A 16,315-nucleotide genomic window follows, 5' to 3' on the forward strand; every position below is an offset into this window, starting at 1 on the left:
CTTGTTGACCCCGCACCGGCGGTCCGAGCATGCTGGACCGCGTTCCGTGACCGTCCGTCATCCTCGACCGATTGGCGACTGTTGTGACCGAACACCTCCCGGCGGCGCAGCCGTAATGAAATCCCGCGCGCTCGCCGTCACCGGCGCTTTCGAATTCACCCCCGAGGTGTTTCCCGACGAGCGGGGCCTCTTCGTCTCCCCGTTCCAGGAGGCGGCGTTCGTCGAGGCGGTCGGGCACCCGCTCTTCCCGGTCGCGCAGACCAGCCAGAGCGCCTCGGCGCGCGGCGTGCTCCGCGGGATCCACTTCACCCTCGCCCCGCCGGGGACCGCCAAGTACGTGCACTGCGCGCGGGGAAGCGCGCTGGACATCGTCGTCGACCTCCGGGTCGGCTCCCCGACGTTCGGGGAGTGGGACCAGGTGGTGCTGACCGGTGAGAGCTTCCGCTCGGTGTACTTCCCGCCGGGGCTCGGCCACGCCTTCGTCGCGCTCCAGGACGACACCGTGATGTCCTACCTGCTCTCGCAGCGGTACCGGAAGGAGAACGAGCTCGCGCTCTCGGCCCTGGACCCGGAGATCGGGCTGCGGCTGCCCGAGGACCTGGCGCTGGTCCGGTCGGAGCGGGACCGGGAGGCGCCCACCCTGGCGAAGGCGCGGGCACTGGACATGCTGCCCGACTACCAGGAGTGCCTGCGGATCGAGGAGACCTTCCGGCAGGCGTGACGGCGGCGTGCGGGAGCCGGTCGCCGCTCGGGGGAGTCCCGAGCGGCGGCCATCAGAAGATGAAATTTCGTATCAAAGGAGCCAACATGGCCGCATCCTCCCGGCGGCAGACTCGTTCACCGTTGCAGGTGCGGCTCGCGGAATCCGTGCTCTCCCCGGGAGGCTGGTTCGCGACACTCGACGAGTTCCACCGATGGCTGTCCGAGACGGCGAGCCGTACGTACATGAACGTGCGGAGGGTGCCGTTGAACGGGCTGTCCGGCTGGGAGGTGGAGCGGCACACCGGGAACATCCGGCATCGGACCGGAAAGTTCTTCAGCGTCGAGGGTCTGGACGTCCACGTTCCCGGCCGGATGGTCTCCCACTGGTCCCAGCCGATCATCAACCAGCCGGAGATCGGCATCCTGGGCATCCTGGTCAAGGAGATCGACGGGATCCCGCACTGCCTGATGCAGGCCAAGCACGAACCGGGCAACCACAACGGCCTGCAGCTCTCCCCCACCGTGCAGGCCACCCGGAGCAACTACACCCGGGTGCACCAGGGCAGGCCGGTCCCCTATCTCGACTACTTCCTCGACACCTCGGGCCACGAGGTAATCGCGGACATCCGCCAGTCCGAGCAGGGCGCCTGGTTCTACCGGAAGCGCAACCGGAACATGATCGTTGAGATCACCGGGGAGATCGAGGTCGCCGACGGCTTCTGCTGGCTGACCCTCGGTCAGTTGCACACCCTGATGTCGGTGCCGGATCTGGTGAACATGGACGCGCGGACCGTGCTGGCCTGCATGCCGTTCTCCGGAGCCGGGCTGACGTCGGCCCTGACCGCGGCGCTTTCGGCGGAGCCGGGCGACGGGTTCCGCGCCGCGCTCGTCCGCTCCTGCGATCCGGGCGAGGCCGGCCCGCACACCATGGGGGAGGTGCTGAGCTGGATCACCGACATGCGCACCAGGACCGACCCGCAGGTCAGGCTGATCCCCCTCGACGAGGTGCGGGGATGGCGGCGTACGGACGAGCTGATCTCCCACGAGACCGGCCGCTACTTCGACGTCGTCGGGGTGAGCGTGGAGGCGGGCGGGCGGGAGGTCGGCCGCTGGGACCAGCCCATGATCGAACCTTCCGGGACCGGGGTCATCGCGTTCCTGGTCGGAGAGATCGGCGGGGTGCTGCACGCCCTGGTGCACGCGCGGGTCGAGCCGGGCTACGCCGATGTGGTGGAGCTGGGGCCGACCGTGCAGTGCACCCCGGAGAGCTACGACCATCTGCCCGCCGGGGCACGCCCGCCCTTCCTGGACGAGGTGCTGGGGGCCGGCCCCGAGCGCGTCCGGTTCGAGACGATCCTGTCGGAGGAGGGCGGGCGCTTCCACCGCGCCCGCAACCGCTATCTCATCGTGCACACCGACGAGGCCGCCGGGATCGACCACCCCGAGTACCGCTGGCTGAGCGTGTCCCAGCTCGGAGAGCTGCTGCGGCACAGCTTCTATCTCAACATCCAGGCGCGCAGCCTGCTGTTCTGCCTGACCACCCTGACTACAACGCCGCCAGCACCTCTCGCAGCGCGCTGATCACCCGGTCCTGGACGTCGCCGGGCAGCGACGGGTACATCGGCAGCGAGAAGATCTCACCGGCCAGCTCCTCGGTGACGGGCAGGCTGCCCCTGTCGTAGCCGAGGTGGGCGAATCCGGTCATGGTGTGGACCGGCCACGGGTAGCTGATGTTCAGCTGGATGTCGTACGCCTTCAGCGCCTCGATGATGTCGTCGCGGCGGGGGTGGCGCACCACGTAGACGTAGTAGACGTGGTCGTTGCCCTCGGCGAGCGCGGGAAGGACGAGTTCGGTGTCGCCGAGGCCGTCGGCGTAACGGGCCGCCACGGCTCGCCGGTCGGCGATGTACCGATCGAGCCGGCGCAGCTTGCGCCGGAGGATCTCGGCCTGCACCTCGTCCAGCCTGCTGTTGTGGCCGGGGGTCTCGACGACGTAGTAGGTCTTCTCCATGCCGTAGTAGCGCAGCCTGCGCAGGTTCCGCTCGACCTCGTCGTCGGAGGTGAGCGTCGCGCCGCCGTCCCCGTAGGCGCCGAGCACCTTGGTCGGGTAGAAGGAGAACCCGGCCGCCTTGCCCATCGATCCCGCGACGCGCCCGTGGTGGCGGGCACCGTGCGCCTGCGCGCAGTCCTCGAAGATCGTCAGGTCGTGCCTGGCCGCGAGCCGCTCCAGCGGCTCCATCTCGACGCACTGGCCGTACAGGTGGACCGGCAGCAGGCACCGGGTCCGCTCGGTGACGGCGGCCTCCACCTGGGCGGTGTCCATCAGGTAGTCATCCCGGCGCACGTCCACGAAGACCGGGGTCGCGCCGATCGCGTCGATCGCGACCACCGTCGGCGCCGCGGTGTTGGAGACCGTGATCACCTCGTCGCCGGGGCCGACCCCCAGGGCCTGCAATCCCAGCTTGATCGCGTTGGTGCCGTTGTCGACGCCGACGCAGTGCCCCACCCCGTGGTAGCCGGCGAACTCCGCCTCGAAGGAGCGGACGCTCTCGCCGAGGACCAGTTGCCCTGACCGGAACACCGTCTCGACGGCGTCCATGATGTCCTTCTGCTCGCTGTCGTATTCCCGCAGATAGTCCCAGACACGCGTGGTCATGGCAGTCCCTTTCTCGAAAGCTCGGCCCAGCATAATGACCGGCGGGAATCGGGGGATCCCCTGTATCCAGGCGGAAACAGCCACTCTGGGGGGTGCCGGGCGGGGTGTTAGGGGTAACCCCTAACACCCCGCCCGGCACCCCAGTCTCCGTCGCCGTTCGTTGCGGGCGAATGGCGGCCCGGTTAGGGTGGCGCTCTTTTTCCGTTGTCGCGTTGTGAACTCGATCCCGGGCGCACGTGCCTGTGGAAGACGGTTAGGGGTGTTGCCTCAAATGGGCCCTAACTAGCATTGCCGACAGATCGCAGTGACTGATTTGTCGCCGATGGGCTAGTTTTTTTGTCGCGAAATCAGTGCTTATCAGGTCAGAAATCCCAGAGAGACAGGATTCTCCCAGATGGCGAAACATTTCCTCTTCCTGGTTCATCCCGACCATGGCCACGTGATCCCCAACCTGGCCGTGGTGACGGAGCTGGTCCGCAGAGGAAACCGCGTCTCCTATCTGACCGGAGACATGATGGTGGGCATCGTGGAGGAGGCCGGCGCCACCGCGCTGCGCTACGACTCGAAGTACCGGGACTCGGACTTCCTGAACCTGGCGCGCGACCCGCTCTACCTGCTCTCGGTCCTGCTCGACGAGAGCGCGGACATGCTGGCGGCCCTGGAGTCCTACCCGGTCGACGACCTCCCCGACATGATCGTCTACGACACCTCCATCCTCTACGCGGGGCGCATCCTGGCCAGGAAGTGGAACCGGCCCGCGACCCAGCTCATCCCGATGTTCGCGTCGAACGCGAACTTCTCGTACCTGAACGCGATCTACAACTCCGATGGGGCCGAGCAGTCCATGCCGAACTGGGTGGACGACATGTTCGCCCGGATCAGCGCCCTGTCCAGTGCGCACGGGGTCGACGTCCCGCCCGCGGAGCTGTGGTGGGAGATCCAGGACTTCAGCATCATCAACATGCCGCGGTCCTTCCAGTACGTCGGTGACAGCTTCGACGAGCGGTTCGCGTTCGTGGGGCCGTGCCTGGGCGAGCGGAACTTCCTGGGCGAGTGGCAGCCGCCGGCCAGCGGGCTTCCGGTCGCGCTCGTCTCGTTCGGCGCGGTCTTCAACGAGTATCCGGACTTCTTCCAGATGTGCGTACGGACCTTCACCGGTGTTCCGTGGCACGTGGTGATCACGGTCGCGGACGGAATGGACCCCGCGGACCTGGGCCCGCTGCCCCCCAACATCGAGGCGCATCGGTGGATGCCGCACTACAAGGTGCTCCAGCACGCCTCGGTGGCCGTCACCCACGGGGGCATGGGCACCGTGATGGAGGCGCTGCACTCCGGCTGCCCGATGGTGGTCGTCCCGACGTCGTCCATCGACGCGGTGGCCGCCCGGCGGATCGAGGAGCTGAACCTCGGCCGGTCCATCCCGCCGGAGGAGGTCACCGGGGAACTGCTGCTCCAGGCGGTGCTGGAGGTGGCGGGCAGCGAGGTCATCCAGCGGTGCACGGGGGAGATGCAGAAGGATCTGCATGCCTCGGGCGGCACTCTTCGGGCCGCCGACGAGCTTGAGAAGTACCTGATGCGGATCCAGTGATGGACGAACCACTCGAGTTTCGGATCATGGGGCCGCTCGGGGTGTTCAGGAAGGGCGAGGAGCTTCGGATCGGCGGCCCCCGGGAGCGCGCGATCCTGGCCAGCCTGGTACTGAACGCGGGCCGCGTCGTCGGGGTGGACCGGCTGATCGAGGCGGTGTGGGGCGGGCACGCCCCGCAGAGCGCCCGCGGGCAGATCGCCATCTGCGTGTCGCGGCTGCGCAGGGCGCTGGGGGACCGGGCGGACGACATCATGACGTCGAGCCCCGGCTACCTGCTCAGGGCGGCCCCCGAGCAGATCGACAGGCTCCGCTTCGACGACCTCGTGGCGCGGGCGCGCCGGCAGGCCGCCGGGGGCGATCGGGAGGGTGCGATCGCCATGCTGAGGGACGCGCTCTCCCTGTGGCGGGGAACCCCGTTCGAGGACATCCACAGCATGCGCTACGACGCGGCCCGGCTGCGGGAGTCGCGGCTGGAGGCGATCGAGGCCTGCCTGGAGCTGGAGCTGGAGCTCGGCAACCACCTCAAGGTGATCGCGGAACTGGTTCCCGTGGTGGAGGAGCACCCGCTCAGGGAGCGCGCCCGGGCGCAGCTGATGGTGGCCCAGTACCGCTCGGGGCGCCGCGCCGAGTCACTGCGGACCTACCAGGAGGGCCGGCGGCACCTGGTGGAACAGGTCGGGCTCGAACCCGGCCCGGAACTGAGGCGGCTGCACGACCAGATCCTGCGGGACGAGTCCGCGCTGATGGAGGTGTCGGGGGTGCGGCGGGCCGAGGAGTTCGTCATCCCCTCCCAGCTCCCCCCGCAGGCCCTGCCGTTCACCGGGCGCGCCGCGGAGCTCGCCGTCCTGGACGACGCGCTCCGCTTCTCCCCGGAGGCGACCGGGCCGGGAACGGTGGTCGTGACGGGTCTGGGGGGTTTCGGAAAGACCGCGCTGGCCCTGCGGTGGGCGCACCGCGGGATCGCCCAGTTCCCCGACGGGCAGCTCTTCGCCGACCTGCAGGGGGACGAGGGCGCGACGGCCCTGGCCCCCGGCGTCGTCGCCGACCGTTTCCTGCGCGCGCTCGGCGTGGCAGGTCACCTCATCCCCGAGGATCTCAGCGAGAAGCTGGCCCTGTACCGCAGCAGGACGGCGCGCCGGCGGCTGCTCGTCGTGCTGGACAACGCCCGCGACAGCGCCCAGGTCATCCCCCTGCTGCCGGGCGGCGCGCACTGCCGGGTGATCGTCACGAGCCGGGATCCGCTCGACGAGTTCGTGGCCCGCCAGGGCGCGCACCGGGAGTTCGTCCGGCCGCTGGGGTTCGAGGAGTCCAGGGCTCTGGCGGTCATGCTGGTCGGCGCCGCCAGGATGGAGGCCGAGCCGCAGGCGATGGCCAGGCTCGCGGCAAGTTCCTCGGGATGCCCGCTGACCCTGCGGATGGCGGCGGCGCGGCTCTGCTCGGGGTCCTACCGGGGATCGGTCGGCGAGCTCGCCGGCTACGACGGCTACGACCTCGCCAGGATGGTGCCCAGGGCGTCGGTCAGCGCGTTCGCCGACGCCTCCGCGCCGGGGGAGCGCCAGCCGACGTGACCGTCGGGGCGGATGAGTACGGCTCCGGCGGTTCCCACGCCGAACTCCTCCGCCCACGTCGGTGAGGTGAGCTCCGTCGAGCCGTCGGCGGAGATCTCCAGGGGGGTGACGGCGACCCCGGTGTCCTGGGCCGCCTGCTTGGCGGCCTGCGCCCAGCCGGTGCCCGCCGGCGTCATCAGGGTGAACGAGCCGCCCAGCAGGTCCAGAGTGGAGACCTGACCGCCCCGCCGCGACAGCCAGACGTGCGGCATGCGGTGGCCGGGGCGTGCGGTCGGCAGGTAGGTCCGGTAGGGGTCGGCGGGTTCGGGGGCGGGCGTCCCGTCCGCGACGACGGCGGCGGAGTCGTAGTGGAAGCCGAGCACCAGGCCCTCCGAGCTGCGCCGGCCCGCCTGCTGGTCGATCGACTCCTGCATGGTCAGGCGGCCCTCCATCATCTGGAAGGTGATGAGCGCGTTGTTCAGGCTCTCGGTGACCGTACGGTCGGAGATCGGGCGCCGCTCGGGCGTGTAGGTGTCGAGCAGTCCCTCCCCCGCGGTGCCCCGGAGCACGGCGGCGAGCTTCCAGCCGAGGTTGTGCGCGTCCTGGATGCCGCAGTTCATGCCGAACCCGCCCTGCGGGGTGGCCACGTGCGCCGCGTCCCCCGCGAGGAAGACCGGGCCGCTGCGGAACTCGTCGGCGACCACGGCCTGCTGGAGCCAGGGCATGATGCCCACGATGTTCACCGCCAGGTCGGGGATGCCCGCCGCGGACCGCGCCGCCGCGACGCAGACCTCCTCGGTGAAGTCGTCGGGGCTGCCGCCGTGCGCCGGGTCGTACCCGGTCTGGATCATCCACCGGCGCTGGTTGTCCACCGCCTCCACCGCGCACGGCGGGTTGCTGAGCAGGAAGTACAGCGCGGCCTGGCGATCACGGAGCAGCGGTCCCAGGTCGGCGTCGAACATGACGCTGATCATGTTGCCCAGCGGGGGAGGGCCGGTCATGGCGATGCCGAGCGCGTCCCTCGTGGTGCTCCGGCCGCCGTCGGCGGCCACCAGGTAGCGGGCGCGAACCCCGCGGCGGACCCCCGCTGACTCGATCACCGCCTCGACGCCGTCCGGTGTCTTCCGCATCTCCGTCATGGTCGTGTCGAAACGGACGTCGGCGCCCGGCTGCGCCTCGGCGAGCGCGCGCAGGATCACCTCGAAACGGTCCTGGGCGCAGATGTAGGTGTAGGTCGGGCTCTGCGGGGCGTCCTCGTGCAGCGGCGCGACCGCCCGCAGGAAGTCGTCATCGGTCAGCGACGTTCCGACGCCCACCGCCAGGGTCTCCTCGCGGGGCAGTCCGGCGCGCTCGACCTCGTCCTGGATTCCCCACGCCCTGACCAGTTCCATGGTCCTGGTCGAGATGAGCCGGGCCTTGGGAAAGAGAGAGGTTTTCTGGTGCCTTTCGACGAGCAACGAGGATATTCCGTACCTCGAAAGCTCGATCGAGGCGGACAGGCCGACCGGGCCGCCTCCGACAATCAACACCTCGACATCGAGCTCGTCCATGGGCGTCAGCGTTTCGTACCGCTGTCATCAGCGTCAATAGCCGGATATCCGGATGATATCGGGCTGAAAACCGGCTTCAGTAGCCTCTCCCCTTGTAGGCGGACGATCAGGTCGGCTCCCTTTCACCTCACCACTGACACCCTGGAGACGAGGATGCTCTTTACCGAAGGCTCGGTGGCCCTGGTAACAGGCGGGTCGCGCGGAATCGGGCGGGCGGTGGCGCTCGATCTGGCCAGGGAGGGCGCTCACGTCGTGGTCAACTACCTGCGCGCCGAGCAGGACGCCAAGGACCTCGTCGCCCAGATCGAGCAGGAGGGGGGCGGCGCGACGGCCGTACAGGCCGACGTCACCAAGGAGGAGGAGGTCCAGCAGCTCTTCCGCGGTCTGCGCTCCGACTTCGGCCGGCTGGACGTGCTGGTGACCAGCGCGGGCATCACCCGCGACCGGCACCTCGTCGCCATGAGCCTTGAGCAGTTCCGCGAGCCGATGGACGTCAACGTCACCGGCACCTTCCTGAGCTGCCGGGAGGCTCTCCGGATCATGCAGCACCAGCGGCGCGGCTCGATCGTGACGCTGTCGTCGGTCAGCGGGCTCGACGGTGGCTTCCCCGGCCAGACGAACTATGTGGCGTCCAAGGGGGCGATCATCGCCTTCAGCAAGGCGCTGTCCTACGAGGCGGCGCCGCACGGCGTCCGGGTCAACGTGGTGGCCCCTGGCTTCGTCGCCACCGACATGACCCGCAGCGTTCCCGCCCAGATCAGGAAGCAGTACGAGTCCCGCATCCGGCTGGGCCGGATGGGCAGGCCCGAGGAGATCGCGTCGATCGTGAGCTTCCTCGCCTCGGACAAGGCCTCGTACGTCACCGGAGAGGTGATGGTCGCCCACGGCGGCGGCCTGGGCTGAGTCTGTCATCAAAAGCACGAGCTTCGACAGCACGAGCACGGAGGAAAGATGACCATCGACGAGCTGCGCGCCAGGGCTGCCCAGCGTCAGCAGGCGTGTGACCAGATCAAGAAGATGATCGTGAACCGGCTGGATCTGGAGATCGAGCCGAACTGGATCACCGACGACCAGCCCCTGTTCGGCCGCGGCCTTGAGCTGGACAGCCTGGACATCCTTGAGCTCTACGTCGCGATCGAGGCGGAGTTCGGGGTGGCCCTCTACGACAGCGAGATGGCGGTCTTCGGCTCGGTGTCCCGGCTCGCGGAGACGATCAAGCCCGAACTGCGAGCGGCAGCCGCAGTATGACCGTTGCCCAGTCGTCCAGGGAATCGCTCAGCCTGAACAACGACCAGATCAGGGAGCTGATCCCGCATCGCTGGCCGATGCTGCTGCTCGACCGCGTCGACAAGGTCGAGCCGGGCGTCAAAGGCACCGCGATCAAGAACGTCACCGGGACCGAGATCTGGTTCCAGGGGCATTTCCCCGACGAGGCGATCCTGCCGGGCGTCGTGGTCATCGAGGCGATGGCCCAGCTCGCCGGAGTGGTCTTCTCGCTCACCGGGACAAGCAAGATCAGTTACTTGGCGGGGGTCAGGTCGATGCGCTTCCGCCGCCGGATCGTCCCCGGTGACCAGCTGGTCCTGACCGCGGAGCGGAGCGCGGGCGGCAGAGGCTTCGGGGAGTACCGGGTCTCGGCGCGGGTGGACGGGAACATCGCCGCCGAAGGAATCATCACGATCGCCGACCCGGCGGCCGGCAGCACTCATGGAGAGGTGTGAGAAATGGATTCCGTGCTCGCGAACGCGCACCCGGAGGAGACCGTCTTCGGCGAGGTGCTGGACGCGACCGTCCCACTGCGCTTTTCGACGCCGGCCGAGGAGTACAAGGCCATCAGGGAGCGGGCCGCGCTGCTCGACCTGAGCGGGCTCGGCCTGATCGAGATCAGCGGTGACGGCGCCGTCGACTTCGCCCAGCGGGTCCTCGCCCGCGACGTCGAGTACCTGACCTCCGAGCGCTGCATGATGAGCCTCGTCCTGGACGAGTCGGGGCAGATCGTCGACCAGGTGGTCGTGTGGGGCCGGGAGAACGGGATGTTCCTGGAGAGCTCCTGCGGCGCCGGGCCGCGCCTGCTCGAACACCTGCAGAAGCACAACGACGAGGGTGTCGACATCGTCGACCGCTCCGGCGAACTGACCGTCCTGGGACTGGAGGGCCCCTACGCCTGGGGCGTGGTGGGCCGGCTGATCGACGGCGAGCTGGCCTCGCTGCCGTTCGAGGCCGTGGTGGACACGACCTGGAACGGCGTGGACATCGTGTTCGGGCGGACCGGGTTCACCAGCGAGTACGGCTACCAGATGATCGTGCCCACCGAGTCGGCCGCCGAGCTGTGGCGGCAGTCGCTGGAGCAGGCGGTGCCCGCCGGCAACGAGGCACTGGAGATCGCCATGCTGGAGGTCCGGCAGCCGGTGATCCGGCACGAGGCGACCGGCGGGGTCAACATCATCGAGGGCGGCGCCAACTGGCTCGTCGACATCACCAAGGAGTCGTTCATCGGCAGGGAGGCGGTGCTGGAGGCGTTCAACGGCTCCGTCGGCCGCCGGACCCTCGGCTTCAGCGGCGGCGGGTCGGTCCCCGAGCCCGGGACCCGGGTGCTGGCCGCCGGTCAGGACATCGGCGAGGTGGTGTACGCGGTGCACAGCCTCGGGCTGGGCGCCACGCTCGGCCTGGCGCGGGTGGATGCGGAGTTCGCCGCGGCGGGGCTGCGGTTCACCGTCGGCGACGCCGAGGTCACCACGCTGACCAGCCCCTACATCACGCCCAAGAGCTGGAGCATCCCGATCATCTGATCGGTTGATCGTCGGAGAAGGAGTGAGCATGGCGTCGCGCCCCGTCGTCATCACAGGTCTGGGTGTCATCTGCGCCATCGGCCGTGACCCGGAAGAGTTCTGGCTACGGCTCATGGCCGGCCAGGGTGGTGTCACCCCGGTCGACGACGAGGCGTTCGCCGTGTTCACCGCCCGGTACGCGGGTCAGGTCCCCACCGAGTGGATCACCGGGCAGCTGCCGGACTCCGACGCCGCCCTGGACCGCACCGCCCAGCTGGCCCTCATCGCGGCACGTCAGGCCGTCGGCCAGGCGGGGCTGTCGGCCGACGGCGTCGAGGCCGACCGGTTCGGGCTGGTACTCGGCAAGTGCCAGGCGACCCCCGACGCGGCGGGCCGCTACCAGCCCATGCATCGCACCGGCGACGTGGTGGCCGGGCGGCTGGGCATGCGCGGGCCGCGCATCCTGGTGTCGACCGCGTGCGCGGCCGGCGGCAACGCCGTCGGCCTGGCCAAGGACAAGATCCTCACCGGCGAGGCGGACGTGGTGCTGGCTGGTGGCGTCGACCCGCTGCTGTTCGGGACCTACGCCGGATTCGCCGGGCTGCAGGCGCTCAGCACCGGACCCTGCGCGCCCTACAGCCGCTCAGACGGTCTCAACCTCGGCGAGGGCGCGGCGTTCCTGCTGCTCGAACCGCTGGACCGGGCGCTGGCCAGGGGGGCGACCCCGCTGGCCGAGGTCGCCGGGTACGGGCTGTCCGCGGACGCCTACCACGCGACCGCCCCCGACCCCACCGGCCGGGGCGGCGCGAGCGCGGTACGCCGGGCGCTGGCCGACGCGGGCATGAGCACCGACGACGTGAGCTACGTCAGCGGTCACGGCACCGGCACGCCGGCCAACGACGCGATGGAGGCCAAGGTGATGCGGGCGGTCTTCGGTGACCGCGCGCCGCGGGTGCCCACCAGCAGCATCAAGTCCTTCGTCGGTCACACCCTGGGCGCGGCCGGCGCGGTCGAGGCGGTCGCCAGCGTGCTGGCGCTCCGGCACGGCATGGCGCCGCCGACCATCGGCTTCGACGCCGACACCACGACGGACCTGGACTTCGTACCCAACGTGGCCAGGCGGATGCCGATCGAGACCGTGGTCTCCAACAACTACGCCTTCGGCGGCAACAACGTCGCGCTCGCGCTGACCACCCCGGGTGGCGAGCGAGAGTACGAGGAGTTGCCCGACCGGCCGGTCGTGATCACCGGGCTGGGCCCGGTCAGCGGGCTGGGCACCGGGATCGCCGAGCTGGCCGAGGCACTCGCGGAGGGCCGCCAGGCCGTCGGCCGGGCGCCCTCGCTGGAGGGACGGACGTTCGCGCCCCGCTCGCTCTGGCGGCACATGAACCACCTGTCCAGGATGGCGATCGCGGCCTCCCGGCTGGCCTGGGAGGACGCCGGGATCAAGCTGCCCAGGGCGGCGCTGGACAACGTCGGACTGATCTTCGCGACCGCGGCGGGCTCGGTGGAGAGCACCGGCGGATTCGACGAGAGCGTCGCGGTCGACCCGAACAAGCCGGCCGTGCTGAGCTTCTCCAACGTCGTGCTGAACGCCACCGGCGGCGCGGTCTGCCAGACCCTGGGCCTGCGCGGCCCGACCACCACGATCTGCAACGGCGAGGCCTCGGCCTCGATCGCGCTGGACTGCGCCATTGAGATGATCAAGGCGGGCAAGGCGGACGTGGTGCTGGTGGTGGCGGCGGACGAGACGACGGCTGCCGGGGCCGCCGGGGCCGCCGGAGACACTGTGGTCACTCCCTACGACCGGGAGCGCACGGGGTCCGTTCCCGGATCCGCGGCGGTGGCCATCCTGGTGGAGTCGGCCGAGCACTGCGCCGCACGCGGGGGACGCGCGTACGCGCGGATCCTGGGCAGCGGCCACGCCGGCACCGGGGAGCAGGGCGAGCGGGAGTCGATCAGGCGCAGCCTGGCAGGCCTCTCCGCGGGGAAGGCCGGTCTGGTCGTCGGCGCGGGTACCGGCGGCCGGTACGACGCCGACGAGGCGGCGGTCCTGCTCGAACTGGTGCCGGACGGCCTGCTCACCACCTCGGTCGGGCAGACCGGCGACTGCCAGGCGGCCTCGGGCGCGATGAACCTCGCCGTGGCCGCCCTGGCGATCCGCGATGGGATCGCCCCCGCGCTGCACGGCCTGGAACACCCGTACGCCGGTGAGCTGGAGTCCTATGTCAGGAAGCCGCACCTGTCGGAGGCGGTGGAGCAGGCACTGGTGCTGACCGCGGCGGCCGACTCGGTGCGCGGCGCCGTCCTGCTGGGGGCGATGCCATGAAACCGGCCCCGGAGGCGGGCCCGCCGTTCGACGTCCCGGAGACCGATCGGCTGCTGACCACCACCCGGTCCGTCCGGCGGCGGCTCGACCTTGACCGGTCTGTGCCACGCGATGAGGCGGGCCCGCCGTTCGACGTCCCGGAGACCGATCGGCTGCTGACCACCACCCGGTCCGTCCGGCGGCGGCTCGACCTTGACCGGTCTGTGCCACGCGATGAGGCGGGCCCGCCGTTCGACGTCCCGGAGACCGATCGGCTGCTGACCACCACCCGGTCCGTCCGGCGGCGGCTCGACCTTGACCGGTCTGTGCCACGCGATGAGGCGGGCCCGCCGTTCGACGTCCCGGAGACCGATCGGCTGCTGACCACCACCCGGTCCGTCCGGCGGCGGCTCGACCTTGACCGGCCGGTGCCGCGCGAGGTCGTGGAGGAGGCCCTGGAGGTCGCCGTCCAGGCCCCGACCGCCAACAACCAGCAGCACTGGCGCTGGCTGGTGGTCACCGAGCCCGCCATCAAGGAGAAGCTCGCCGAGCTGATGCGGGTCTCCTGGAACTTCCATCGCAACGACGTATGGACCAGCGCCGGTCGCAGAAGGAACAGCGAGGCGGCACGGCGGAACAACGCCTCGGTGGTCGCGCTGGCCGAGGGGATCGCGAGGGTGCCCGTCCTGGTCATCCCCTGTGTGCTCGGCCGGCCGCCGGACATCGCGGCCATCGACGCCGCCTGGGAGCGGCAGATGGCGGCCAAGCCCGCGGAGGACACCGGACACGAGGTGCGGCTCGGCGCCATGCGGGCGAGCACCTTCTACGGCTCGATCTTCCCGGCGATCTGGTCCTTCCAGCTGGCACTACGCAGCCGGGGTCTCGGCAGCACGATCACCTGCATGCACGTGCCCTTCGAGCGGCAGGTGGGCGAACTGCTCAACATCCCGTCCGGGGTCACCCAGGTGTGCATGGTGCCGGTCGCCTACACGATCGGTACCGACTTCCGACCGGCGAAGCGGTACCGAGCCAGAGAACGCACGTATTGGGAAGGGTGGCAGGCATGACCGTTGAGTACGCCGATGTCGTCGTCGTCGGTGGCGGAATCGCGGGCGCGTCCGCGGCCAGCAAGCTGGCCGCGGGTGGTCTGTCGGTCGTCTTGCTGGAGAAGCAGAAGGTCTACCAGGATCTGGTGCGCGGCGAGTGGCTGGCGCCCTGGGGCGTTCGGGAGGCACAGCTGCTCGGTGTCGCCGACTGCTTCGCGGCGGGCGGCGCCTGGGAGATCCGCGAGTGGATGACCTGGGACGAGGCCATTCCCGCGGACGAGGTCGAGGCCATCGACATGACCCGGTCGATGCCCGAGGTCGGCGGCCCGCAGTCGTTCCCGCACCACGCGGTGTGCGAGCTGATGGCGGCGCAGGCGGCGGAGTACGGCGCCAGGCTGGTGATGGACGCGGCCAAGATCAAGGTCACCCCCGGCGCGGAGCCGAGGGTCAGCTACCTCGACAACGACACCGAGCACGAGATCAGGACCAGGATGGTGCTCGGCGCCACCGGCCGGGTCGGCAACGTCGGCCGGCAGATCGGTGTCTCGATGAGCGGCTCCGTGCACCACTGGGGCGGCGGCATGATGGTCGAGGGGCTGGACGACTGGCCCTCCGACGTGCAGGCGATGGGCACCGAGGGCGACGTCATGTTCATGGTGTTCCCGCAGGGCTTCGGCCGGGCGCGGCTCTACCTCAACCTCGCGACCGGCACCCAGCACCGCTACCGCGGACCCGACGCGGTGCGGAACTTCCTGAACGCCTTCGAGCTCAACTGCCTGCCCGACCGGGGTAAGGCGGTGACCCAGGCGATCCCCGCCGGGCCGCTGGCGGTCTGGCCGTCGATGACGCTCATCCCCGACGGGCCGCCGCTGACCGATGGGGTCGTGCTGATCGGCGACGAGGCGGGAAACGGCGACACCGTACTGGGCACCGGCCTCTCGTGCAGCATGCGCGACGCCAGGACCGTCGCCGACATCCTGCTGGAGAGCGACGACTGGTCGGTGGGGGCCTTCGACCCCTACCTGAAGGAGCGCAAGGCACGGATGGACCGCCTGAACTTCGGCGCGGCCATCATCAGCAAGCTGTACGCGGAGTTCGGGCCCGAGGCCACCGAGCGGCGCAGGCGCGCCCGCCGGTTGATGTCGCAGAACGTCGCACTGCAGGTGACGGGGCTGCTGAACATGGTGCCCCCGGAGGATGTGCCGGAGTTCGGCTTCAGCGAGTTCTTCGCCGAGCGTTTGTTTAGGGAGACCGTATGAGCATGGAATCGTTGGTCAACAGGACGCTGCACGTCAACGGCGTCGACATCGCGTTCGTCGACCAGGGCGAGGGCGACCCGGTGGTCCTGCTGCACGGATTCCCGGACTCCTCCTACCTGTGGCGCCACCAGATCCCGGCGCTGGTCGAGGCGGGCTACCGGGTCATCGCCCCGGACCTGAGAGGGTTCGGCGAGTCCGGCAAGCCGCAGGAGATCGAAGCCTACGACATGCAGACGATCGTCAACGACGTCGTCGAGCTGACCCTGGCACTGGGCATCCGCAAGACGCACCTGGTCGGCCACGACTGGGGCGCCGCCATCGCGTGGATGTACTCGTTCCTGATGCCCCGCAGGGTCGACCACCTGGCCGTGCTGTCGGTCGGCCACCCGGGGGTGTTCTCCACCCCGACGCTGGAGCAGCGGGCCGCCTCCTGGTACATGCTCTTCTACCAGTTCCCCGGGGTGAGCGAGGCGCTGCTGCGCCGCAACGGGTGGCGGCTGTTCAAGCAGATCATGGGCCGCGAGGGCGACCACACCCGCTACCTGCGCGACCTGGCCCGCCCGGGCGCGCTGACCGCCGGTCTGAACTGGTACCGGGCCAACCGCTCGCCGGAGTCCGAACTCCGTCCCGAGCGGCCCTTCCCGCCGGTGCTCGCTCCCACGCTGGGCATCTGGTCGGCCGGTGACAAGGCCATGATGGAGGAGGGTATGACCGGCTCCGCCAAGTACGTCAAGGGCCCCTGGCGCTACGAGCGGATCGAGGACGCCAGCCACTGGATTCCCCTCGACGCCCCCGAGCAGGTCAACAAGCTGCTGATCGGCTTCCTGGGCACCGAGAAGCCGGCCGAGGCGGCCAACCGCCGCAGGCGGCGGCTCTAGCCGAGGGATGGGG

At 70.0% G+C, this 16,315-nt stretch carries 14 protein-coding genes; 12 read left to right on the top strand and 2 right to left on the bottom strand.

All coding sequences use genetic code 11. The features are described 5' to 3' along the window. The first annotated feature begins 115 nt into the window (after positions 1 to 115). Positions 116 to 721 (top strand): dTDP-4-dehydrorhamnose 3,5-epimerase family protein, encoded by a 606-nt coding sequence (locus ACQP0P_RS14440; RefSeq protein WP_433376188.1) that lies wholly within the window; start codon positions 116 to 118, stop codon positions 719 to 721. Between the two features lie 86 nt (positions 722 to 807). Continuing rightward, the gene (locus ACQP0P_RS14445) at positions 808 to 2,283 is read left to right on the top strand and encodes an NDP-hexose 2,3-dehydratase family protein (RefSeq protein WP_433376191.1); all 1,476 of its coding nucleotides are present in this window, start codon (positions 808 to 810) and stop codon (positions 2,281 to 2,283) included. On the opposite strand, the gene ACQP0P_RS14450 is transcribed toward ACQP0P_RS14445, so the two are convergent. After that, the gene (locus ACQP0P_RS14450) at positions 2,249 to 3,358 is read right to left on the bottom strand and encodes a DegT/DnrJ/EryC1/StrS family aminotransferase (protein WP_433376194.1); all 1,110 of its coding nucleotides are present in this window, start codon (positions 3,356 to 3,358) and stop codon (positions 2,249 to 2,251) included. The genes ACQP0P_RS14445 and ACQP0P_RS14450 overlap by 35 nt on opposite strands. A 394-nt stretch (positions 3,359 to 3,752) precedes the next feature. On the opposite strand from ACQP0P_RS14450, the gene ACQP0P_RS14455 reads away from it, so the two are divergent. Beyond that, positions 3,753 to 4,946, top strand: a complete 1,194-nt coding sequence (locus ACQP0P_RS14455; protein WP_433376197.1) for a macrolide family glycosyltransferase — start codon at positions 3,753 to 3,755, stop codon at positions 4,944 to 4,946. Beyond that, complete coding sequence (locus ACQP0P_RS14460) at positions 4,946 to 6,514, top strand: BTAD domain-containing putative transcriptional regulator (RefSeq protein ID WP_433376200.1); 1,569 nt, start codon at positions 4,946 to 4,948, stop codon at positions 6,512 to 6,514. The genes ACQP0P_RS14455 and ACQP0P_RS14460 overlap by 1 nt, the downstream gene beginning before the upstream one ends. Here ACQP0P_RS14460 and ACQP0P_RS14465 read toward each other — a convergent pair. Continuing rightward, positions 6,430 to 8,043, bottom strand: coding sequence for an FAD-dependent monooxygenase (locus ACQP0P_RS14465; RefSeq protein ID WP_433376203.1), 1,614 nt, complete (start codon positions 8,041 to 8,043; stop codon positions 6,430 to 6,432). The genes ACQP0P_RS14460 and ACQP0P_RS14465 overlap by 85 nt on opposite strands. Before the next feature lie 153 nt (positions 8,044 to 8,196). Here ACQP0P_RS14465 and fabG point away from each other — a divergent pair, with 153 nt between their 5' ends. From fabG to ACQP0P_RS14505, 8 genes are read left to right on the top strand one after another with little or no spacing between them, the layout of a single operon-like run. Continuing rightward, positions 8,197 to 8,946, top strand: coding sequence for a 3-oxoacyl-ACP reductase FabG (fabG, locus tag ACQP0P_RS14470; protein ID WP_433376206.1), 750 nt, complete (start codon positions 8,197 to 8,199; stop codon positions 8,944 to 8,946). Positions 8,947 to 8,994: 48 nt separating this feature from the next. Next, complete coding sequence (locus ACQP0P_RS14475) at positions 8,995 to 9,291, top strand: acyl carrier protein (protein ID WP_343964540.1); 297 nt, start codon at positions 8,995 to 8,997, stop codon at positions 9,289 to 9,291. Beyond that, positions 9,288 to 9,764, top strand: coding sequence for a 3-hydroxyacyl-ACP dehydratase FabZ (fabZ, locus tag ACQP0P_RS14480; RefSeq protein WP_030916365.1), 477 nt, complete (start codon positions 9,288 to 9,290; stop codon positions 9,762 to 9,764). Before ACQP0P_RS14475 ends, fabZ begins: the two co-directional genes overlap by 4 nt. Positions 9,765 to 9,767: 3 nt before the next feature. Beyond that, positions 9,768 to 10,832, top strand: coding sequence for an aminomethyltransferase family protein (locus ACQP0P_RS14485; protein ID WP_433376211.1), 1,065 nt, complete (start codon positions 9,768 to 9,770; stop codon positions 10,830 to 10,832). A 28-nt stretch (positions 10,833 to 10,860) separates the two neighbouring features. Continuing rightward, positions 10,861 to 13,140, top strand: coding sequence for a beta-ketoacyl synthase N-terminal-like domain-containing protein (locus tag ACQP0P_RS14490; protein WP_433376214.1), 2,280 nt, complete (start codon positions 10,861 to 10,863; stop codon positions 13,138 to 13,140). Beyond that, positions 13,137 to 14,186: a nitroreductase family protein gene (locus tag ACQP0P_RS14495; protein WP_433376217.1), complete on the top strand. Its 1,050-nt coding sequence runs from the start codon at positions 13,137 to 13,139 to the stop codon at positions 14,184 to 14,186. Before ACQP0P_RS14490 ends, ACQP0P_RS14495 begins: the two co-directional genes overlap by 4 nt. Beyond that, a complete protein-coding gene (locus ACQP0P_RS14500; protein WP_433376220.1) occupies positions 14,183 to 15,424 on the top strand; it encodes an FAD-dependent oxidoreductase in 1,242 nt (413 codons plus the stop codon). The genes ACQP0P_RS14495 and ACQP0P_RS14500 overlap by 4 nt, the downstream gene beginning before the upstream one ends. Then, positions 15,421 to 16,302, top strand: a complete 882-nt coding sequence (locus tag ACQP0P_RS14505; RefSeq protein WP_433376223.1) for an alpha/beta fold hydrolase — start codon at positions 15,421 to 15,423, stop codon at positions 16,300 to 16,302. The genes ACQP0P_RS14500 and ACQP0P_RS14505 overlap by 4 nt, the downstream gene beginning before the upstream one ends. Positions 16,303 to 16,315 lie beyond the last annotated feature (13 nt).

The organism is Streptosporangium sp. CA-115845, assembly GCF_050943795.1.
In the GTDB taxonomy this organism is placed as follows: domain Bacteria; phylum Actinomycetota; class Actinomycetes; order Streptosporangiales; family Streptosporangiaceae; genus Streptosporangium.

Bases quoted from the DNA above. Each gene is read 5' to 3' on its own strand.
- fabG (WP_433376206.1), top strand. From the start codon at position 8,197: ATGCTCTTTACCGAAGGCTCGGTGGCCCTGGTAACAGGCGGGTCGCGC.
- ACQP0P_RS14490 (WP_433376214.1), top strand. From the start codon at position 10,861: ATGGCGTCGCGCCCCGTCGTCATCACAGGTCTGGGTGTCATCTGCGCC.
- ACQP0P_RS14445 (WP_433376191.1), top strand. From the start codon at position 808: ATGGCCGCATCCTCCCGGCGGCAGACTCGTTCACCGTTGCAGGTGCGG.
- fabZ (WP_030916365.1), top strand. From the start codon at position 9,288: ATGACCGTTGCCCAGTCGTCCAGGGAATCGCTCAGCCTGAACAACGAC.
- ACQP0P_RS14450 (WP_433376194.1), bottom strand. From the start codon at position 3,358: ATGACCACGCGTGTCTGGGACTATCTGCGGGAATACGACAGCGAGCAG.
- ACQP0P_RS14440 (WP_433376188.1), top strand. From the start codon at position 116: ATGAAATCCCGCGCGCTCGCCGTCACCGGCGCTTTCGAATTCACCCCC.
- ACQP0P_RS14500 (WP_433376220.1), top strand. From the start codon at position 14,183: ATGACCGTTGAGTACGCCGATGTCGTCGTCGTCGGTGGCGGAATCGCG.
- ACQP0P_RS14455 (WP_433376197.1), top strand. From the start codon at position 3,753: ATGGCGAAACATTTCCTCTTCCTGGTTCATCCCGACCATGGCCACGTG.
- ACQP0P_RS14460 (WP_433376200.1), top strand. From the start codon at position 4,946: ATGGACGAACCACTCGAGTTTCGGATCATGGGGCCGCTCGGGGTGTTC.
- ACQP0P_RS14485 (WP_433376211.1), top strand. From the start codon at position 9,768: ATGGATTCCGTGCTCGCGAACGCGCACCCGGAGGAGACCGTCTTCGGC.
- ACQP0P_RS14495 (WP_433376217.1), top strand. From the start codon at position 13,137: ATGAAACCGGCCCCGGAGGCGGGCCCGCCGTTCGACGTCCCGGAGACC.
- ACQP0P_RS14475 (WP_343964540.1), top strand. From the start codon at position 8,995: ATGACCATCGACGAGCTGCGCGCCAGGGCTGCCCAGCGTCAGCAGGCG.
- ACQP0P_RS14465 (WP_433376203.1), bottom strand. From the start codon at position 8,043: ATGGACGAGCTCGATGTCGAGGTGTTGATTGTCGGAGGCGGCCCGGTC.
- ACQP0P_RS14505 (WP_433376223.1), top strand. From the start codon at position 15,421: ATGAGCATGGAATCGTTGGTCAACAGGACGCTGCACGTCAACGGCGTC.